General features: G+C 33.2%; 18 protein-coding genes. 8 read left to right on the top strand and 10 right to left on the bottom strand.

The features are described 5' to 3' along the window. Positions 1-44: 44 nt before the first annotated feature. Complete coding sequence (gene cmk / locus K5V07_RS08275; RefSeq protein ID WP_221917093.1) at positions 45-740, bottom strand: (d)CMP kinase; 696 nt, start codon at positions 738-740, stop codon at positions 45-47. Between the two features lie 33 nt (positions 741-773). Beyond that, positions 774-1,796 carry a type IX secretion system protein PorQ gene (porQ, locus tag K5V07_RS08280; RefSeq protein ID WP_221917094.1) on the bottom strand — a complete coding sequence of 341 codons (1,023 nt, stop codon included), beginning with the start codon at positions 1,794-1,796 and terminating at the stop codon, positions 774-776. Between the two features lie 182 nt (positions 1,797-1,978). On the opposite strand from porQ, the gene K5V07_RS08285 reads away from it, so the two are divergent. After that, positions 1,979-2,782 (top strand): alpha/beta hydrolase, encoded by an 804-nt coding sequence (locus K5V07_RS08285; protein WP_221917095.1) that lies wholly within the window; start codon positions 1,979-1,981, stop codon positions 2,780-2,782. Positions 2,783-2,871: 89 nt separating this feature from the next. Here K5V07_RS08285 and lon read toward each other — a convergent pair whose 3' ends face one another. Beyond that, positions 2,872-5,322: an endopeptidase La gene (gene lon / locus K5V07_RS08290; RefSeq protein WP_221917096.1), complete on the bottom strand. Its 2,451-nt coding sequence runs from the start codon at positions 5,320-5,322 to the stop codon at positions 2,872-2,874. 285 nt (positions 5,323-5,607) lie between these two features. Here lon and K5V07_RS08295 point away from each other — a divergent pair, with 285 nt between their 5' ends. The 4 genes from K5V07_RS08295 to K5V07_RS08310 are packed head-to-tail and all read left to right on the top strand — an operon-like array spanning position 5,608 to position 8,492. Beyond that, positions 5,608-6,162: an RNA polymerase sigma factor gene (locus tag K5V07_RS08295; protein WP_221917097.1), complete on the top strand. Its 555-nt coding sequence runs from the start codon at positions 5,608-5,610 to the stop codon at positions 6,160-6,162. Then, positions 6,159-6,695, top strand: a complete 537-nt coding sequence (locus K5V07_RS08300) for an anti-sigma factor (RefSeq protein WP_221917098.1) — start codon at positions 6,159-6,161, stop codon at positions 6,693-6,695. The genes K5V07_RS08295 and K5V07_RS08300 overlap by 4 nt, the downstream gene beginning before the upstream one ends. Beyond that, positions 6,679-7,740 carry a hypothetical protein gene (locus K5V07_RS08305; protein ID WP_255577853.1) on the top strand — a complete coding sequence of 354 codons (1,062 nt, stop codon included), beginning with the start codon at positions 6,679-6,681 and terminating at the stop codon, positions 7,738-7,740. Before K5V07_RS08300 ends, K5V07_RS08305 begins: the two co-directional genes overlap by 17 nt. Positions 7,741-7,757: 17 nt before the next feature. Beyond that, positions 7,758-8,492 (top strand): head GIN domain-containing protein, encoded by a 735-nt coding sequence (locus K5V07_RS08310; protein WP_221917099.1) that lies wholly within the window; start codon positions 7,758-7,760, stop codon positions 8,490-8,492. Between the two features lie 32 nt (positions 8,493-8,524). Here K5V07_RS08310 and K5V07_RS08315 read toward each other — a convergent pair whose 3' ends face one another. From K5V07_RS08315 to K5V07_RS08340, 6 genes are all read right to left on the bottom strand, one after another. Continuing rightward, on the bottom strand, positions 8,525-9,853 hold the full coding sequence (locus K5V07_RS08315; RefSeq protein ID WP_221917100.1) for an MFS transporter: 1,329 nt from the start codon (positions 9,851-9,853) through the stop codon (positions 8,525-8,527). Positions 9,854-10,009: 156 nt separating this feature from the next. Next, on the bottom strand, positions 10,010-10,822 hold the full coding sequence (locus tag K5V07_RS08320; RefSeq protein WP_182651300.1) for a M48 family metallopeptidase: 813 nt from the start codon (positions 10,820-10,822) through the stop codon (positions 10,010-10,012). A 78-nt stretch (positions 10,823-10,900) separates the two neighbouring features. After that, a complete protein-coding gene (locus K5V07_RS08325) occupies positions 10,901-13,306 on the bottom strand; it encodes a glycoside hydrolase family 31 protein (protein ID WP_221917101.1) in 2,406 nt (801 codons plus the stop codon). A 160-nt stretch (positions 13,307-13,466) separates the two neighbouring features. Further along, positions 13,467-15,374, bottom strand: a complete 1,908-nt coding sequence (gene glgB / locus K5V07_RS08330) for a 1,4-alpha-glucan branching protein GlgB (RefSeq protein ID WP_221917102.1) — start codon at positions 15,372-15,374, stop codon at positions 13,467-13,469. A 38-nt stretch (positions 15,375-15,412) separates the two neighbouring features. Continuing rightward, entirely contained in the window at positions 15,413-16,693 is a 1,281-nt protein-coding gene (locus K5V07_RS08335) for a glucose-1-phosphate adenylyltransferase (RefSeq protein WP_221917103.1), read from the bottom strand. Further along, complete coding sequence (locus tag K5V07_RS08340) at positions 16,690-18,111, bottom strand: glycogen synthase (RefSeq protein WP_221917104.1); 1,422 nt, start codon at positions 18,109-18,111, stop codon at positions 16,690-16,692. Before K5V07_RS08340 ends, K5V07_RS08335 begins: the two co-directional genes overlap by 4 nt. A 140-nt stretch (positions 18,112-18,251) precedes the next feature. Between K5V07_RS08340 and K5V07_RS08345 the strand changes: the two genes are divergently transcribed. Both K5V07_RS08345 and msrB read left to right on the top strand, forming a co-directional pair. Next, positions 18,252-19,115, top strand: a complete 864-nt coding sequence (locus K5V07_RS08345; protein WP_221917105.1) for an alpha/beta fold hydrolase — start codon at positions 18,252-18,254, stop codon at positions 19,113-19,115. A gap of 20 nt (positions 19,116-19,135) precedes the next feature. Next, positions 19,136-19,522 (top strand): peptide-methionine (R)-S-oxide reductase MsrB, encoded by a 387-nt coding sequence (gene msrB, locus K5V07_RS08350; RefSeq protein WP_221917106.1) that lies wholly within the window; start codon positions 19,136-19,138, stop codon positions 19,520-19,522. Between the two features lie 46 nt (positions 19,523-19,568). Here msrB and K5V07_RS08355 read toward each other — a convergent pair whose 3' ends face one another. Next, positions 19,569-21,194, bottom strand: coding sequence for an amidase (locus K5V07_RS08355; RefSeq protein ID WP_221917107.1), 1,626 nt, complete (start codon positions 21,192-21,194; stop codon positions 19,569-19,571). 267 nt (positions 21,195-21,461) lie between these two features. Here K5V07_RS08355 and K5V07_RS08360 point away from each other — a divergent pair, with 267 nt between their 5' ends. After that, on the top strand, positions 21,462-22,241 hold the full coding sequence (locus K5V07_RS08360; protein ID WP_221917108.1) for a GLPGLI family protein: 780 nt from the start codon (positions 21,462-21,464) through the stop codon (positions 22,239-22,241). Positions 22,242-22,243: the final 2 nt, after the last annotated feature.

Genomic DNA, 22,243 nt, shown 5'->3' on the forward strand with positions numbered 1-22,243 from the left:
TTACAAGGCGTAAATCTACCATTAAAAATGATATCTGCAAATAATTATATCGTTTTAGTGATATCGTTGACCATTTCTAAAACTTGAGTAAATTGTTCCTCACGACTCAAATGTGAATTGTCAATTTCAATTGCATCTTCTGCCATCACTAAAGGTGAATCTTCGCGATGGGTATCTATGTAATCTCTTTCTTCTACATTTTTTAGGACTTCCTCATAGGTTACCGCATCACCTTTGGCTGCTAACTCATCATATCGCCTTTGTGCTCTGGTGCTAGCACTTGCCGTCATGAATATTTTAAGCTCGGCATCAGGAAATACCACAGTACCAATGTCTCGTCCATCCATGACAATTGCCTTGTTCTTGCCCATTTCTTTTTGTTGTTCCACTAACTTAGCTCGAACTTGAGAAACCTCAGCAACTTTGCTCACAAAACGCGATACTTCAATGGTTCGAATTTCGGTTTCAACATTGACATCGTTCAAAAAAACCTCTGCAAATCCTAACTCCGTATTAAATTCAAAATGCAGTCTAATTGCAGGCAAACTTGCAATTAAAGTGGTACTATCAAAAGCATCTGCATTGATGTATCCTTGTTTCATTGCAAAAAAAGTTACGGCACGATACATTGCTCCTGTGTCTACATAAATATATCCTAAATGTTTTGCTAATTGTTTTGCTAGCGTACTTTTTCCCGTTGATGAAAATCCATCTATCGCAATGGTAATTTTTTTTGTCAAAATATAAAATTTAAAGTATTTGAAATGAATAAACTATTCTTGAAAATTTATGGTGAGCCCAAAGAGACTCGTGTTTCCAGCAAGCGTGTATCTGGAATAGGAATAATTGAACTTGAGTTTGTTTAATTTGAGTCCAAAACCAAAAGAAAGTCCCGAAAAATTACGTTGTTCCAGAATGCGTAATTCCTCGGCTCGCCTAAAATTGTATCCCAAACGCAAGTTGAATCCTCTTTTTGGGAACAACTCTACTCCTGCAATTACATGCCTCAAAGCATTATTTACAAAAGATACTTTTTCAGAAGTTGCTGTTCCATTAAAAGATTGTTCTGATCGTGCTGGATTAGCAAAAGCAATATTCCATTGTTGTAAATTCTCTAATGTTAAATGCCATCGAATAGGTACATTTTCTAACTCTTGCGAAACTCCTACTAAAACCTCCAGAGGTAACTTTTCTCGAATACCATTGTAAGTTAAAAATTGAGTACCTAGATTTCGTATGACCAACGCCCAATTGACATCGTTCCGTTCATCAATATATAAAGCCCCAATGTCTAATGCTCCTCCAAAAGAATGATAGGTTTCTAGACTAGACGAAATCAACTTGGCACTAGCACCAATATGCAAATCGGTATAAGGAACATTGTACGCATACCCCATAGATAAAGCTACTTCGCTTCCTGAAAAGGCTGCTGTGGCTTGACCATTTTCGTCATAGCCCTCAAAACTACCATAATTGATATAATTTACACCCGCTTGAAACGTTTGCAAGTGTCTGTCATAGGTGTACGCATAAGAAGCGGTCCCGTAAGTAAGAGCTCCATAGTAATTTCCGTAATTCAGTGCTAAATGATTATCCATCTCAGCATTGATTGTGGCCGGATTAAAATGGGCCTGATTCACATCATTATCATATATAGTCAACACTTTTCCTCCTAAAGCCGCTTGCCTTGGAGAGGCAACGAGATTTAAAAACTGATATATTGTTTTACCGCCTATCTGACCGATTGATGCGGTACCGTAGAGTAACAAACTGAATATCAATATTTTTTTAAACATGTTGCAAAAGCGCCAAAAGTATAAAATGATAACGCCAGTGCGAAGATATTATTTTTTAGAAAAAGAAAAGTTTAAAAAGGGACAATTCAGTCCTTAAAATCAACAGTTCAGTATAAAACCTTTTTGAAACGTTTGGTTTACACCTAGTTTTGACAAAGAATTCAAACCTAAAACTAAAAACCATGAAAAATTTACTTTTTACTACGCTACTATTTTTATATTTCTGCAATGTTCAAGCGCAAATGGATGATAAATTTTATTATCCAAAAAAAGCAAAAACCATCACAATAGATTCTTTACAATTCAAAGAGCATAATTATTATATTGAAAAAGACACTATCAATACTGTTGTTTTGTCACCAGAACAAAAACAACCCAAGGCGACTATCCTTTATTTTCATGGTGCAGGTGGTAATTGTATGAGTTATGTACCTTTTGTAAAACCTTTGGTTAAAAATGGCTACGAAGTAATTATGATTGACATGAGAGGCTACGGAAAATCAAGTGGTAAACCCACTCACCTCAACATTGCAGCTGACGCTCAAACTGTTTTTAATCAAATTCTTAAAAATACCGACTTTAAAAACAAAAAAATCATCATTTACGGCGCATCAATGGGAACACAAGTTGCGGTTAATTTAACCAAAAACAATCAAGATAAAATAAGCGGATTAATTGTAGACGGCGTAATTAGTTCCTTTACAGAAATAGCAGTTAGTAAAACTCCCGAAGCACAACATCAAATGATCCGTATGTATGTTACTTCACCTTATTCCGCAGCAGAAGATATCAAAAGCATACAATCAGTACCTGTTTTATTTATTCATTCTAAAACTGACAAAGACGTGCCGTTTAGCCAATGTGAAACGGTGTATAACAATACCAAAACTAAAAAAGAACTTTGGATATATGAGGGCGACCACTTGAAAGCGCCACAATTATTCCCAACTATTTTCATACAAAAAGTAAACACACTATTGCAATAACGATATCCCATTTATAAAAAAATCCAAATTCTTGAACTGAAAAAACAGTTTTGGAATTTGGATTTTTATTGATTTCGAAAACGACTTACTTACAATGTTTTTGCGTTTTTAACTTTCTGATCTGTTAAAGCAAATTGCAATACTTCGCTCATTTCCTTTACATAATGAAAAGTAAGTCCTTCTAAATATTCTGGTTTGATCTCGTCAATATCATTTTTATTTTCGTGACACAAGATGATTTCTTTAATATTTGCACGCTTAGCAGCTAGGATTTTTTCTTTGATTCCGCCTACAGGTAATACTTTACCACGCAAAGTAATTTCGCCAGTCATGGCAAGGTTTTTCTTAACACGTTTTTGAGTAAACAAGGAAACTAATGACGTCAACATAGCAATACCTGCACTAGGTCCATCCTTTGGAGTTGCTCCTTCAGGAACATGCAAATGAATGTTGTATTTAGAAAGCATATCCGACTCTAATCCTAAAAGTTTGGTATTGGCCTTAATGTATTCCAAAGCAATTGTAGCCGATTCTTTCATTACAGTACCTAGATTACCAGTAATACTCATGGTGCCTTTCCCTGGAGAAAGCAAAGATTCTATAAACAAAATATCACCACCTACAGAAGTCCAAGCTAATCCAGTAACTACTCCTGCTACATCATTATTCTCGTATTTATCACGTTCTAAACGCGCAACACCAAGTGTTTTTACAAGATCTTCGTCAGTTACTTTTTTATTATACTCTTCCTCCATTGCAACTGACTTGGCTGCATTTCGAATCACTTGCGCAATTTTACCCTCAAGTCCACGTACGCCTGATTCTCTGGTATAGCCTTCCACAATTTTTTCCAATTGTTTTTTACCAATAGTCAAATCTTTAGTCGTTAAACCATGTTCTTTTAATTGTCTAGGAAACAAATGCTGACGCGCAATTTCGACTTTTTCTTCAATGGTATAGCCTGACATTTTTATGATTTCCATTCTGTCTCGCAAAGCGGGTTGAATGGCTGCCATATTATTTGAAGTTGCAATAAACATTACTTTTGAAAGATCATATCCCATTTCTAGGAAATTATCATAAAAAGAATTGTTCTGCTCCGGGTCTAAAACTTCTAGCAATGCTGATGATGGATCCCCTTGATGACTGTTTGACAATTTATCAATCTCATCCAAAACAAAAACCGGATTTGATGTACCCGCTTTTTTCAAACTTTGAATTATTCGGCCTGGCATAGCGCCAATATACGTTTTTCTGTGACCACGAATTTCAGATTCATCACGCAAACCACCCAATGAAATTCGCACATACTCTCTACCCAACGCTTCAGCTATAGAACGCCCAATAGAGGTTTTACCAACACCTGGAGGTCCTGTCAAGCAAATGATTGGCGATTTCATATCGTTACGCAATTTCAAAACAGCTAAATGCTCAATCATTCGTTTTTTAACTTCTTCTAAACCAAAATGGTCTCTATCTAAGATTTTTTGAGCGCGTTTTAAATCAAAAATATCTTTAGAATATTCGTTCCAAGGCAAATCAAGAAACAATTCTAAGTAATTTCTTTGAATACCAAAATCTGGTGCCTGAGGGTTCATCCTGCGCATTTTAGAAAGTTCTTTTTCAAAATGCTTTTTAGTCTTCTCATCCCACTTTTTGGTTAAGGATTTTTGAAGCATCTCGTCCATTTCTTCCTCTTGCGAAACGCCACCCAATTCTTCTTGAATGGTTTTCATTTGCTGGTGCAAGAAATATTCTCGTTGTTGTTGATCTAAATCAAAACGAACTTTTGACTGAATATCATTTTTTAATTCGAGTTTTTGCAACTCTATATTCATATAACGTAAAGTCTCTAGTGCTCTTCCTTTCAATTCATTGATAGCCAATAAATCTTGCTTTTCTTTAACCAATAAATTCATGTTTGAAGTCACGAAATTGATTAAAAAAGATTGACTCTCAATGTTTTTTATTGCAAAAGTTGCTTCGCTAGGAATGTTTGGGCTTTCTTTGATTATTTGAATGGCTAGTTCTTTTATGGAATCAAGAATAGCTAAGAATTCCGTATCATTTTTCTTCGGACGTTTTTCTGGTACTTCTTTTATTTTCGCAGTTAAATACGGTTCCTCTGAAACTACTGAATCAATTTCGAAACGTTTTTTACCTTGTAAAATAACAGTCACATTGCCATCTGGCATTTTTAAAACGCGTAAAATACGAGCAACAGTACCTATTTTATGAATATCTTCTTTGGTTGGATCTTCGTCTTCTTCATTTATTTGAGCCACTACTCCTATTGTTTTCCCTGCTGCATTGGCATCATTAATCAATTTAATCGATTTATCACGTCCAGCAGTAATTGGGATAACAACACCAGGAAATAAAACCATATTACGCAAAGGTAAAATGGCAAGCAATTCAGGTAAAGCTTCATTATTCATTTCTTCTTCGTCCTCTGGAGTCAATAATGGAATTAAATCTGCTTCTGAATCAAATTCCTGAAGTGACAAATTGTCAATGGTAAGTATTTTATGATTTGACATATATTTATTTAAGTCTTTTTGTCATTAAAAAAAGTTTTTGGATCACAAATATAAGATTTCAGAATCGTCTTTATTGAAAAAAACAAGGATTAATCTTTATTATATGACCATCAAGTAAAAGTCTCAATCTTTGTGCCAAAAGAAATGAACCAAATGCTAATGATCTTATAAATAAGATTCATAAAAACAAATGATTTGCAGTAAATCAATATCTTTAAAACTTATTTTTACATAAAGTGTAACATTGATTCCGAACCCAAGTCTTTATTAAAACGAAACCACTATTTGAACATTAACCAATGTAATATCGAAGAGCTGATTGTATTGTGTAAGCAAAACAATCAAAAAGCACAATACGAAGTATACAATCGTTATGCTTCTGCTATGTATAATGTTGCTTTTAGAATTGTAAAAGACAGCCATTATGCTGAGGATGTAATGCAAGAAAGTTTTTTGAAAGCATTTTCAAAACTAGAACATTACAAACAAGAAGTTTCATTTGGCGCTTGGTTAAAAAGAATTGTGGTCAACCAAAGCATTGATTTTTATAAAAAAAACAATCAGTTTAAGCAAGAAGATTTTGAGGTGACGTTACATAAAATTGAAGATAAAGATGCGGATTTTTCAATGAATAGTGACTTTACTAATTTGAAAGTCAAACAAATTTTAGAAACCATAGCAACTTTAAAATACAACTATCAGATGGTTTTGACATTATTTTACATTGAAGGATATGATCAAGAAGAGATTAGTGAAATTTTAAATATTAGTTATGCCAATTGCAGAACTACATTGAGCAGAGCCAAAGACAGTTTGAGAAAAAAATTAGAAGAAATATGAAAAGGAACGAAGACCCAATAGACGAACTCTTTATTAAACACCAATTTCAATGGGACATTGAGAATTTAGAGGCTAATCATGAAGTGCGTTTTAAAGAAAAATTAAATCAAAAGAAATTTAATTGGAAACTCTTTACAAGTATTGGTATAGCTGCGTCAATTATAATATTCATGGGGATTACACTATGCAAACCTTCTTATGAAAAACCTTCTGAACTGCAATACGCATCAAGAGAAACCATACAAACCGATTCTATTTTTACAGTTTTAATTGAAAGAGAATTAGCAAAAATTGAAGAAAAGAAGTCACCAGAAAACAAGAAAATTATAACTGATGCTCTAAAACAAATGAAGCAGCTAGATGCTGACTATGAAAAAATAATTCAGGAATTAGAGGTTAATGGCGAAAGTAAACAGATTATTTATGCCATGATTAGTAACTTACAAACACGCATTTCTTTTTTGCAAAAGGTACTCGAACACCTTGAAAACAACGAAAACAAAAATGTCTTTCCAGATGAAAAAACAATATAACTACATACTATTATTGCTGTTAGTACCATTTTTAGTGCAGGCAGCTACAAATGATTTTATACATTCCAAACAAAAAAACATCAAAAAAGCATACTATGTTAATTCAAACGCTATTCTAGCGGTAGATAATTCATACGGATCTCTTGTAGTAACCACATGGGACGAAGATAAAATTGAACTGGATGTTCAAATACGAGTTAGTGGTGACAACGAAAATTGGGTCAATCAAAAAATAGACGCTATAACAATTGATATCCAAGCTCTAAAAGGATTAGTAACCGCAAAAACAATATTTGAAAATTCGAATATTAAAAGTTCTGGGAAAAAAAATAGTTTTGAAATAAATTATATTCTCAAAATACCTAGAAATGGAAGTATTAAATTGAATAACAAATATGGTAACATTACCACGACTGATATTGCATCAAATGCTGAAATAAAATGCAAATATGGTAAGATTACCACTGGGAAATTACAAGGAATTAGCGACATCAATATAGAATATTGCAACAATTCCAGCATAGAGCTTATCAAAAACGGACAAATAAACGCCCGATATTCAAGTATTAAGATTGAGGAGACCTCCAAACTTCAATTAACATCTGATTATACAGATATAGAAATCTTAAATAGTGATTCTGTTGCTTATAGTAGTGATTATGGTAAAATTAAAATCTCAAAAATAAGAAACCTAGAAGCTAGTGGAGACTATCTTACTATTCAAATAGGAGAAATTACAGGAAGCTTATCACTCCAAACAAAGTATAGTTCGCTTGCTATGCAATCTGTTCATGCTAAAGCTAAGTCTCAAATGATATCAGCAGCTTATACAGGAATAACTATTGGTTTTCAACCCAATTATTATTTTGACTTGAATGCCGTTTTAAAATATGCTAATCTAAAATACGATAGCGCTCTTGAAATGGACAGTAAAGAAGAAACTTCACAAATAAAAAAATACACAGGCTTTCATAAAAGAAAAGGAATAAATAGCATGACTATTACATCTAATTATGGGAACGTAGTGCTCACACAAAACCAATAAATTAAACTAAATTAATTATGAAAAAATCACTTTTATTACTTGCAGGTTGCGCTTTATTATCCACTACTTTAACCTTTGCTCAGTGGTCTAGCAAAAATAAAATTCAAGGAAATGGAAACATAGTTTCTGAAAAAAGAACGACAACAGATTATGATGCTATTGCCGTATCTGGTTTCTTTGATGTAGAGCTGGTTTCAGGAAAAGAAGGAGACATTACTGTTAAAGGAGAGGAAAATTTAATTCCTTTCATAAAAATTGAAGTTGTAAACAATATACTTAAAATTAGTTCCGAAAAAAATAAGTACTTGAGCACGAGTAAAGGCAAGCAAATTTTAATTTCGGTTCCCTTCGAGGAAATCAACAAATTAAGTTTGACTGGATCAGGTGATATTAATACAAAAAAAACAATCAATAGCAATTCATTCTCAGTTCAGTTAACTGGTTCTGGGGATATTAATTTAGAAGTAGCTTCAAATTCAGTTGCAATAGATGTAACAGGATCCGGAGATGTCACTATTTCAGGAACTACAGACGAATTAAATACAGCTCTAAACGGTTCTGGAGATATCGATACTTCAAAACTGAAGGCTAAAAACGTTCATGCTGCCGTATCAGGTTCAGGAGATACTACTGTTTTTTGTTCTGATAACTTACACGCTAGAGTTTCGGGTTCGGGTGACATTCAATACAAAGGTGATCCAAAGAAAAAAGACACCAAAGTAAGTGGATCAGGGAATATATCGAAATCCTAAAAACCTATTTCAAAAGATATTAAAAAGGTGTTTTACGATTGTAAAACACCTTTTTTTGGTACTTTATTCAACAGAATTACAGCAATTATAAAGAAAAGCGCTAATATAGCAATAGCTAATCTGGGACTTCCAGTAATTTGATCTACAATTCCATAAACCACCATTCCTATAACAATACCTATTTTTTCGGCTACGTCATAAAAACTAAAAAACGATGCCGTATCCGTAGTTTGAGGCAACAACTTTGAATAAGTAGACCTTGATAACGACTGAATGCCCCCCATAACAAGTCCTACACAACTCGCCATTATATAAAACTCTAAAGGTTGAGTAATGAAGTATGCCGCAACACAAAGTAAAACCCAAAAGCAATTGATAAAAATTAATGTTGGGATATTACCAAATTTACTTGAAGCTCTTGAAGTTAAGAAAGCTCCTAAAACTGCGACTAATTGAATAAGCAAAATACAAATTATCAAACCTACAGTTCCTTCTTCTTTAGTAGGCCATTGAATTTCTTGTGCACCAAAATAAGTAGCTACCAGCATCACGGTTTGTACAGCCATACTCGACACAAAAAAACTTCTTAAATATGCTTTTAAAGCTTTATTTTCTTGCAATAAAAGCCATACTTTTTTAAGTTCATTAAAACCATTAAACACTACTTGACTGGTAACTTTGTGACCGCTATTTTTGTTGCCGTTGGGTAAATAATAATATGAATATTGGCTAAAAAGAATCCACCAAACACCTACCATAACAAAAGAGTAGCGCATTGCTTTCATGGCTGCTTCTCCATCTGTTCCAGAAATCCCAAAAAGCTTAGGTTTCATAATCATCAATAAATTAATAATTAATAAAATTACACTCCCTATATATCCCATGGAATAGCCCTTAGCACTTATTTGATCTTGCTGCTCTTCATGAGCAATATCTGGTAAATAAGAGTTATAAAAAACCAAACTCCCCCAATATCCTATTAGTCCTAATAAATAAAATAATAAACCAACATATATATTTTCAAGGTCAAACCAATACAAACCCATACAGGATAAGGCCCCTAAATAACAAAAGAATTTCATAAACGCCTTTTTATTTCCAACATAATCAGCTATTCCAGATAATAATGGAGATAAGAATGAAACTATTAAGAAAGCAAAAGCAGTAATAAAACTTATTAATGCTGAATTCTTAAGGTGCATCCCAAAAACATCAATATAATGACTGCGGTCTGAAAATAAAGCATCATAAAAAATAGGAAAAACAGCTGATGCAATAGTTAAAGTATAGACAGAGTTTGCCCAATCATAAAAAGCCCACGCATTTAATAATTTTTTACTTCCTTTTTCTAATTCAGCCATGTGATTTTTTTGTTTACGAATGTATTTATTTTTTTTCAAGAACAATGCAAAACCTTATTTTTTTACACATTAAGAAATCATTATTCATAAAATCATCTTATGTAAACAAAAAAAGCTATCCATTACGGATAGCTTTCTACATAATAAAAAACAATATTATCTTATCACTCCTACTTTAGCAGCAATTGCTTTTGCTTCGGGTATGTACGCTTGTAAATTAGCAATTCGGGTAGCATCTGACGGGTGTGTACTCATAAATTCTGGTGGTGCTTGACCATTAGATTGAGCCGACATGCGCTGCCAAAAAGCAATAGACGTTTCAGGATTATATCCTGCAATTGTCATTAAAACCAATCCTATTTTATCAGCTTCTGTTTCGTGAGCTCTACTAAATGGAAGTATTCCTAAACCCTGAGAGCCTAATCCATAAACTTGACTCCATACTTGTTGTGTTTTTTCACTTTTACCTCCAGTCGCAACTGCTACTCCTACGGCTCCTAATTGTTGCAATTGAGAGGCACTCATACGTTGCGCACCATGATCTGCAAGAGCGTGCGAAACCTCATGTCCCATAACTGTTGCTAGGCCTGCGTCATCTTTAGTAATTGGCAAAATCCCAGAATAAACTACGATTTTTCCACCTGGCATACACCATGCGTTAACTTCTTTGTTGTCGACTAATTTATATTCCCATCGATAATCTACTAAATACTGTCCTTGACCTAAATATGTTAAATATTTCTCAGCAGCAGCCTTAATTCGGAAACCTATAGCCTCCACTTTCTTTGCATCGGCAGTTCCTGTAATTACTTTATTCTCTTTCAAAAATGTATCGTATTGTTGAAAGGCTGTTGGAAATAACTGATTATTTGGCACAAAGTTAAGTGTTTTTTTTCCTGTAATGGGATTGGTAGCGCAAGAATAAACAATTCCTAATGTAACCAAACTAACTAATACATATTTTTTCATAACTGTAATTTTATAAGAATCAAAAATACAAAAAATGTGTCTGCATTACTTATATAATTAATGTAAATAGTTTCAATATTAATCCAAGTTACCCATAATATGAAAAGATATAAATCCTTTTTCAACAAGAATATATCCTTCTTTTTCTAAGGTATCACTATCAAATGCGACTGCTACATTGTCAATTTCAATTGCTTGTACTTTGAAAGGCAACCCTATTAAATTCATCTTATATTTAGAATAATTAGTAACGTACTTCCCTTCTTGATGAGCTTGAATAATCAATTCATTCTCTTTACCAGTAGCTTGAAAAGACATAAAACTATAGCGTCCTTTTTTGTAATCATAACCGTCTTGAGCATCCTCATAGACTACAGATAATTCTTTACCGTCTTTGTAATAAACATCTAGTATCAACTCATCAAACTCGAGTTCGCCTACATATTGCTGAACCGGATATTTAGGAATAATAGATCCTGCTTTTACAAATATTGGAATTTGATCAAACTTGGTATCCACCCAAAGTTCTTTTCCTCCTTTACACAACTCGTTTGTCCAGTAATTATACCATTCGCCACGAGGTAAATACATTCTTCTACCTAAAGCATTAGGTTCTAAAATGGGACAGACTACTATTTGATTTCCAAAAACAAACTCATCATTACGATAGTGGGTTTGAGTATCTTCTTGATCAAAATAAACTAATGGTTTTAACATTGGTACACCTTCTTCAATGTACTGCCAAAACATGGTATACAAGTAAGGCAACAATTGGTATCTTAAATTTACAAACTTTCTTGTAATATCAATCACTTCGTCATCAAAAGCCCAAGGTTCTTGATCGCCATGATCTCCAGAAGAATGTGTTCTACAAAAGGGGTGAAATACTCCTAATTGTATCCATCTTGCATACAATTCCCCCGAGGGCTGCTCTGCAAAACCACCAATATCTGAACCCGTAAAACCCATTCCTGAAATAGACATGCGCTGTACTTGTATGTTTGCAATCCACAAATGCTCCCATGTAGCTACATTATCACCTGTCCAAGAAGAGGTGTAGCGTTGCGCACCAGCATAAGCTGATCGCGTAATAACAAAAGGTCTTTTAGGGTAGGCAAAACGTTTTACACCATGATAAGTGGCTCTAGCCATTTGAGTACCATAAATATTATGTGCTTTCCTGTGGCTACATGGATTTCCATCGTAATGATGACGCACGTCCATAGGAAATGTTTTATTAGGAACCTCCATAACGGCGGGTTCATTCATATCATTCCAAACTCCTTTTACACCAATATCCGATATTAATTCTTTAAATAGACCAGCCCACCATTCTCTTACTGTGGGATTTGTGAAATCAGGAAAATTACATTCTCCTGGCCAAACTTTCCCTTTCATGTAAGGACCATCGGCACGTTTACAAAAATAATCATTTGTCAATGCTTCTTTGTAAACCGAATATTCTTTATCAATTTTTATCCCAGGATCAATTATAACAACCGTTTTAAAACCATCTTCGGCTAACTCGGCTACCATTCGTTTAGGATCTGGAAAATAGTTTTTATTCCATGTAAAACATCTAAAACCGTCCATGTAATCAATGTCAAGATACAAAGCATCACAAGGTATTTTTAACGCTCTAAACTTTGCAGCAACTTCTTTTAAATTACTTTCAGGGTAATAACTCCACTTGCATTGATGGTATCCCAGCGCCCATAAAGGCGGTAACTCTGGTTTTCCTGTTAAATCTGTGTAAGTTGTTACCACATCTTGCATTTGTGGACCGTAAATAAAATAATAATTCATTTCACCACCTTCGGCCCAATAACTAGTTACGTTGCGGCGTTCATGACAAAAATCAAAAAATGTTCTAAAAGTATTGTCAAAGAAAATTCCGTATGATTTTTTGTTGTGTAAACCTATGTAAAACGGAACTACTTTATAAAGTGGTTCTTGATCTTTTTGAAATGCATATTGATCTGTTGCAAAATTTTCAATACGTTTTCCTTTAAGATTCATTTGAGTGGCTTTATCACCTAAACCGTAAAAACATTCCCCGTCTTTTGAGGACTTACTCATTTTTACAATGTTCCCACCATATTCATAACTTTCTTCCCAGTGAAATCCTAGTTCATCCTCTAAAATAATGGTATCTTCTAAGTCATAAATAGAAAGTCTCATGTCTGATTTTTGAATCCTACACTTAACTTTACTTGTTTTTATTTGGTAAAACACTTCGTGCTCACTTACCTCAAGAAAATTATACCCATGAGAATGGCTTTTATCTACTGCATACGAAAAATCATTGCTAAAATAGCCTTTAGTAGTAAATCTAAAACGTATTAAACTATCTCTTAATACCGTTACTTTTAAAATAACACTGTTGTCTGTGTGAAAATAAACAGAATCAACATCATGTTCAAACGATACTATTTTTGTAGGATACAAATCTCCTTTATATTCTAGTTCTGTATTTGTAATCATGTGGTATGGTATTTATTTGGGCTGGTTTTCAAAAATCAAACATACAAAAAACGAACGTAATCTCTTTAAAACATGCTATTTATTAACGAAAACGTTATATATGATTCTTGATATGCACTATCCATTTTTTTAAATAAAAATTAAAGTTTGAACACAAATTTTATACAATCTGGAAAGCAATTACACTCAATGGAGGAAGAATCAAAGCAACCGAATAATCTCTACCATCGTAAGGAATACTTTGAATTAACATTCTGTTTAAGTTTTGAACACCGCTTCCTCCATAAATAGTCTCGTCACTATTAAATATAGATTGTAAAGTACCCGATCTTGGTATCCCAATACTATAGTTTTCTCTAAGCACTGGTGTAAAATTACACACAACAACTAAATCATCTCCATGATTATTTCCTTTTCTGATAAATGAAAAAACTGCATTTTGATGATCTGAATAATTAATCCATTCAAAACCATCAGGAGTAAATTGTTTTTCATACAATGCAGGTTGCGATTTATACAATGCATTCAAATCTGTAATGATCTTTTTAATTCCTTTGTGAAAAGAAAATTCTAATAAATGCCAATCTAAGCTTTTTTCAAAATTCCATTCGCTACTTTGACCAAATTCACCGCCCATAAACAAGAGCTTGGTACCTGGATGCATGAACATATAGGCATATAAAAGTCTAAGATTTGCAAATTTTTGCCACTCATCACCAGGCATTCTTCCTAAAATAGATTTTTTGCCATAAACCACTTCATCATGTGAAAGTGGTAACATAAAATTTTCTGTAAAGGCATATGTCATGGAAAATGTCAATTCATTTTGATGGTATTTTCTATAAATAGTATCTTTTTTAAAATAATCCAAGGTATCATGCATCCAACCCATCATCCATTTCATCCCAAAACCTAAACCACCTATAGAGGTAGGTCTTGAAACCATTGGGAACGATGTACTTTCCTCTGCAATAGTTTGAACACCTTCGTAATTAAGATAAACTGCTTCATTAAACTCTTTAAGAAAACTGATTGTATCCAGATTTTCCCGACCTCCGTAAATGTTGGGCTCCCACTCTCCTTCTTTTCGAGAATAATCCAAATACAACATGGAAGCCACTGCGTCTACGCGCAATCCATCTGCATGGTAATGCTGTAACCAAAACAAGGCGTTACTGATTAAAAAAGAACGAACTTCATTGCGTCCGTAATTAAATACCAAACTTTTCCAATCTGGATGGTAGCCTTTTCTTCGATCTGGATGTTCAAAAAGATTAGAACCATCAAAAAATCCTAAACCATGTGCATCATCTGGAAAATGGGATGGCACCCAATCCAGAATTACTCCTATTCCCTCTTGATGTAATTTATCTATCAAATACATGAGATCTTGAGGATTTCCAAATCTAGATGTTGGCGCAAAATATCCTACTAACTGATATCCCCAAGATGGATCGTATGGATACTCCATTATAGGCATAAACTCTACATGAGTAAACCCAGTTTCTTTGAGATATTGAACTAATTCAAGTGCTAATTCTTGATACGAAAGAAAACTATTATCCTCAACGTGACGTTTCCAAGACCCCAAATGCATCTCGTATACAGAAAAAGGTTTGTTTAAACTATTACTTTCTTTTCTGTTTTGCATCCATTTTGTGTCGTTCCAATCGTAATCAAGATCCCATACTACAGAGGCTGTTTTTGGCGGTTGCTCACAAAAAAAAGCAAATGGATCTGCCTTCTCAGTGACAACTCCATCAATACTAGATTGAATTTTGTACTTGTAAATGGCTCCTTTTTCAATATTTGGAATAAAACCTTCCCAAATTCCTGATGAATCCCACCGTACGTTTAATGAATGCGAATGTTGCTGCCAAAAGTTAAAATCCCCTACAACAGATACTGAATGAGCCGATGGTGCCCAAACTGCAAAGTAAACCCCTTGCACTCCGTTCAAAGATATCATGTGTGCTCCCAATTTTTCATAAAGACGAAAATGCTTGCCAGCTTTAAACAAATCAATATCAAAATCAGTAAAAATGGAGTGTGTGATAACAGTATTCATATAGGTATTGTATACATGTAAATGATGTGGAATTTAAACTATTTAATACTAAAATTATCTGGTATTACAGCTCCTTTTTTTATAACAACAATACCGTCTTTAATAGCATATAAATCCGTAGAAAAATCAGAGAGATGGTTGCCACCGTTTATGTGGACATCATTTCCTATTCGGCAATTTTTATCTACTAATGCATTATTGATATAACACCTTTCACCAATTCCTACTAATAGTTTGCCATTAGTAACATCAGCATCCATCTCATCAATGTTTTGATAAAAATCATTTCCCATAATGTAACAATTCTGAATAACTGTTCCAGTGCCTATTCTTGAACGAATTCCTATCACAGAATTGTTTATTTCTTTGGCATTCAAAATACAGCCTTCAGATATCAAAGAACGTTCAACCATGGTCTTTTGAAATTTAGAAGGTGGTAAAAGTCTCGGTCTAGTATAAATTTTATTGGTATCATCAAACAAATTAAACTTTGGTAAATCTTCTGTAAGACCAATGTTAGCTTTAAAGAAAGAATCTATGTTTCCAATATCGGTCCAGTATCCTTCATATTGATAACTTAGTATTTTTTTATGACCCACTGCTTGGGGAATAATTTCTTTTCCAAAGTCTTTTGTTTCCTTATTTGACATGATGTCTACTAACAAATCTTTGTTAAAGATGTAAATCCCCATTGAAGCGAGGTAATGCTTACCCTCTTCTTTCATTTGGTCACTCACATCAGATTCCCAATCTGGCAATAATTCTTTAGCCGGTTTTTCAATAAAAGATTCAATACAACTTTCGGCATTCGTTTTTAAAATCCCAAATTCAGGTGCATCTTTTGCATTAACGGGTAAAGTTGCAATGGTAATATCGGCTTGTCGCTTGATATGTTCTTCAACCATCTCATTAAAGTCCATTTGATACAATTGATCCCCAGATAAAATCAATGCATAATCAAACTCATGGTTTAAAAAATGGGGCATACATTGTCTTACAGCATCTGCAGTGCCTTGAAACCAAGTTGGGTTATCTGGAGTTTGCTCCGCAGCCAATATATCAACAAAAGAATGACTAAAAATACTAAAGTTATAGGTGTTTTTTATGTGAGCATTTAAGGAAGCCGAATTGAATTGAGTCAATACAAATATTCTATAAATATCTGAATTCATACAATTTGAAATAGGAATATCTACCAATCTATACTTCCCTCCAATGGGCACAGCAGGTTTAGATCTCGACTCTGTTAAAGGATATAATCTGGAACCTTGTCCACCACCTAAAATAATTGCAATAACATTTTTCTTTTTAGCGTTCATTTTTTGTCAATTATAGTATTGTACATTTCTAAATATTCTTGACAGACACGTTCCCATGAATTGTCTGTGTTCATTCCTCTCTCAATAACTTCATTAATTGCTTCTTTGTTTTCAAAAAGCTGTTTTGCACGCCTTATCGAATAACAAATATCCACAACAGATGCCTGATCATGACAAATACCGTTTCCATCATCACCAAAATCAATTACAGTATCTCTTAATCCTCCTGTTCTTCTCACAATTGGAATTGTCCCGTAACGCATAGCATACATTTGATTTAGTCCACAAGGCTCCACTCTTGATGGCATTAACATAAAATCAGAACCTGCATAAACTAAATGCGCTAAAGCTTCATTGTAACCAATACTGGCATTAAAATTACCTTTAAATTCCGGAATAAGATTTTTTAATCTGTCCTCAATGGTTGCATTTCCAGACCCTAAAACAAAAATGTTGATTTCATTGGCATGTTCTTTCAAGGCAAAGAATGCTGCGTCTGGTAGCAAATCACCTCCTTTTTCATCAAATAATCTTCCTATAAAACTAAAAAGTGGTTTTGTTGCATCTAGATTAAAAAGTGAACAAAGCTTTTCTTTATTGGCCTTTTTTCCAGTTTCAAAGTCAGCTATAGAATAATTTTTCTCCAGCATAGCATCCGTCATCGAATTCCAAATCTCTACATCTATTCCGTTCAAAATACCTTTAGATTTGTATCTAACATTTTGAAAAAGTGATTCTAAACCATTAGCAAAACCATTTATTTCGTCTAAATAACTAGGAGAAACAGTAGTAACTCCACCTGCACATTTTACGGCTACAGCCAATGAATTAATGCAATGATCCCATTCCAAAACATTTTTATGAATTAAATCAAACTCTGGAATGTAATTCATTTTTTCAAACCCAAATTGTCCTTGGTACAAACCATTATGAATTGTAATCACGGTGGGAACTGCTCGGAGTTTTTCATATTTAAAGCAGTACAACATCATAAACGGAATTAAACCTGTATGATGGTCATGGCAATTGATAATATCTGGAATTGTATCTCTATTTGAAATAAAATCTAAAGCAGCGATCTGAAAAGCCAAAAAGCGTTCTATATCATCCGGAAACCCGTACACTTGCTTCCTATCAAATAATTCAGGGATAGCAACCAAATACAATTCAAATCCTAATTTATTTGTTGACTCTTTATGAACACTAAAAGGAAAATTTAAATTCCCTAAAGATACATTGCCTTTAAAAACAGTTTCAAATGCATTTTCATTCATAAAAACCACATCATATTCTGGAATAATAACCCGAACTTCATGACCTGCTTTAGTTTGATATTTTGGTAAGGCTCCTACAACATCGGCAAGACCACCAACTTTTGCAACGGGAAAACATTCAGCGCTAATATGAAATAACTCCATGAATAAAATTTGTGTTAAAAATACTTTATGTTAAAAAAACATTTAATTTTCATTTAAAAATTTAAAAAAAAGTACTTTTATGTTTTACTAAATTTAGTAAAAAAATTACAAAAAAATAATCCTATCGAAAATTTAGTATAATGACAAAAAAGAGTACCGTTCATACACAATCCTTAAAAATTCCCACGATAATTTTACACACTTGCAAATTAATCGCTTTTTTTTCTCCAAAACTAGTTACACTATTTGCTGCAAAATTGTTCACTACACCTACAAAATATAAAGTTCCCAAAAGAGAACTCACAATGGAAAGTAAAAGTTTAAAAAGTAGTTTACACATTCCTGAAATCAACAAAGAAATTGTGCTCTATGAATATGGAAAAAGTGATAGGAAAATACTACTTGTTCACGGTTGGTCAGGTCGTGGCACGCAATTATTTAAAATAGCAGATGCCCTTTTGCAAAAAAATTATAAAACAATAAGTTTTGATGCGCCTGCACATGGAAAATCTAACGGTTCCTCTGCTGTTATGACTGATTTTATAGCTTCCATACTTGAAATTGATAAAATACATGGTCCGTTTGACGGTATTGTTGGCCATTCATTAGGCGGAATGGCAGTACTAAACGCTATTAAAAATGGAATCAAAGTCAATAAAGCAATTATTATTGGTAGCGGTGATGTTGTGTCAGATATTATAAATGACTTTATTGCTAAACTAAAACTAGACCCAAAAATAGCTATTTCATTACGCGCTCATTTTGAAGAAAAATACAAGGATGATATGAATAATTATTCGGCATCTCATGCAGCAAAGGAAGTACATATCCCTGTTCTAGTAATTCATGATGAAGATGATCCAGAAGTTCCAGTAACTGCTGCAAAGAACATTCATAATCATTTAAAAAAAGGAGAATTAATGATAACAAACGGTCTTGGGCATCGAAAAATATTAGGAAACTCAAAAGTAATTGAAGCAACAATAGATTTTTTAAAAAATTAAATTCATAAAGTACTTACAACATGAAATATCCAATAGAAAAAACAGAAGAAGAATGGAAAGAACTTTTGGGAGAAGAAAAATATAGAATTTTACGTCTCAAAGGCACCGAATATCCGCATACAGGAACATTCAATTTACATTTTGAAAAAGGAACGTATACTTGTGGAGCTTGCAATGAAAGTTTATTTGAAAGCAATACAAAATTTGATGCACATTGCGGATGGCCTTCTTTTGATGAATCAATACCCGGCAAAGTACAGTATATTGATGATGTATCTCACGGAATGAAACGTACTGAAATTTTATGCGCCACTTGCGGCAGTCATTTAGGACATGTTTTTAATGATGGCCCTACAAAAACAGGTCAAAGATACTGTGTAAATTCGCTCTCTATCAACTTTAAGTAAATGATAAAAAGGGATTAAGTAAGAATGACTTAATCCCTTTTTCAATTTAACTCAAGAAAGAGGCCTTGTATTTTGGTACTGCTCTTTTTTTGGTGGCTTGCTCATACGCATATCCTAAAGAAATTAACAAGCCTTCGGTGTACGGCTTACCAAAAAAGGAAAGCCCAACAGGTAATTCATATACCTGCCCACACGGCACTGTGATATGAGGATAACCGCTCATTGCTGCTGGTGAAGTTAATGAATAAGTTCCCCAACGGTCACCATAAATAGTGTCAATACTGCATGAAGGACCCATTGTAATTCCGCAAATGGCATCAAGACTATTTTGAGCCATGACTTCATTCAATATTTTTTTACTTCTATTAAAACTCTTTTCTAGACTATCTTTATATTCAGAAGCATTTAAATCTTTTTTCAAATTAGAACTCAATAAAGTTTCTTGCTTAAAATAAGGCATCGCTTTATCTTCGTTTGCACTATTAAAATCAATAACGTCTTTTAATGTTTTTACTTTAGCATTTGCGGTAGCTAAATACTGATTGAGTCCATCCTTGAATTCATATTGCAAAACTTCAAACTCAGCTTGTCCTAATGCATTAATTTTATCTATATAATCAATTTTTACAACCGTAGCCCCTTGCTTCTCTAATAATTTAATAGCGTCATCAAAAAGAGCATTTATATATTGATTCTCTCCTTGCGGTTTATTTTCAATACCAATTCTCTTTCCTTTTAATCCGTCTAATTTTAAGAAAGAACTATAATCAGTTACAGATTTTCCTTTACTTTCAAGAGTTACAAGATCTTTTTGATCTAAAGAAGCTAATACACCTAATAAGATAGCAGCATCAGATACTGTTCTAGCCATAGGTCCAGCTGTATCTTGCGTTTTAGAAATAGGAATAATACCAGAACGACTAACTAAACCAACAGTAGGCTTAATACCTACAATTCCATTTACTGAAGCCGGACAAACAATAGAGCCATCTGTCTCTGTACCTACTGCCACTACACACAAATTTGCCGAAACTGCTGTTCCTGAACCCGCACTTGAACCACAAGGATTATGATCTAAAAAATAAGGATTTTTGGTTTGACCACCTCTACTACTCCATCCTGATGAGGATTGTGTTGATCTAAAGTTAGCCCATTCACTTAAATTAGTTTTACCAATGATTACTGCGCCTGCATCTCTTAACTTTTTCACAACAGTTGCATCGTTTGAAGCTATGTTCCCAACCATTGCCAAAGATCCAGCCGTTGTTTGCATTTTGTCAGCCGTATCAATATTGTCTTTTATCAAAACGGGGATTCCATGCATCGCACCACGGCTTTTTCCAGATTTAAGTTCTTCATCAAGTTGCTTTGCAATGGTTAAAGCATCTGGATTAACCTCTATTACTGAATTGAGTTTAGGACCCTTTTTATCTATTTCTTCAATTCTATTTAAATACAAACGCACCAATTGTTCCGATGTAAAAGTGCCCGATTTCAATTTAGATTGCAAAGAAGTAATAGATTCTTCATCAAGTTCAAAACTCAAATTAAACTCCTCACTAGAAGCTGATGTATTTTTATCATTAGATTTAGACTCGCACCCAGCAACCAAAAAAGTATTTATTCCAATGGCTGCAATAGCCGATGAAGCCAAAAAAGATCTTCTTTTCATAAAAATATATATTTTTTATTTTTTATCTAATGTAGTAAAATATTAATCAAGAGAGTAAACAATTTAAAATGATTTTATGACACTAAAAAAACTAAACTATTAGTATTTTAAAGATTAGTTGTACTAATACATAACAATATTATAATTTTACATCAAAAAAGTAATATATTCGATATTCTAATAATTCGTTTTATAATACAAGTCAAAATATAAAAAAATAGAATAGCAAACACCTCGTTTAATTTATTTAAAATTTAATATTTCTTCATGAAAAAAATAGGTATCCTTTTCATCTTTCTTAATTTTTTAAATGTTGTAACGGCACAGTATAAAGTGGAATACGACTATGTAATCACCAATCAGTTACCTGGTAATGTCAGCATTGTAAGAGCCAATACTTTTTTAGTTACTGATGGTATCTATTCAAGATTTGTAAAAAACCGTGTTTTTAATGGCGTAGTAGATGTGAAATTTGAAAATTCAATGACTGATTTAGAGGAAAGTGCTAATAAAAGTAACAAATATGCAAAAGGAGATAGTTTAGGGTACGTGATTGCCAAAAACTTTAGTAAAGATTCTATCTATATGAGACTTTTAAATGACAAGTCTGAATATGTAAAAATACCACGAAAAATAGTGAAATTTCAATATGAGATAATAGAGGAATATAAATCAATTTGCAATTATAAATGTCAAAAAGCATTAGTGAATTTTGAAAATAGGCAATTTGAACTTTGGTTTACAAACGAAATTCCTATCAGTGATGGCCCATGGCTATTTCAAGGATTACCAGGGCTTATATTAGAAATAAAATCTACCGATAACCTTCATTTATATCTTGCCAGAAGTATCAACAAAACAAAACCTTTAAATAATGCTACTATAGCTTTTCCGTACAAGAAAACGATTGATTTAGAAACCTTTCAAAAAAGATATTTAGAAATTGAAGAAAATAAATTTAAGTTTAATAAGGCTCAAGGAGATCCCAATGTAAAATTCACAGTTACCATAAATAACCTTGATATTCCTAGAACTTTTTTTGAATAAAA

It is taken from the genome of Flavobacterium sp. CHNK8 (genome assembly GCF_019774515.1).
In the GTDB taxonomy this organism is placed as follows: domain Bacteria; phylum Bacteroidota; class Bacteroidia; order Flavobacteriales; family Flavobacteriaceae; genus Flavobacterium; species Flavobacterium tiangeerense.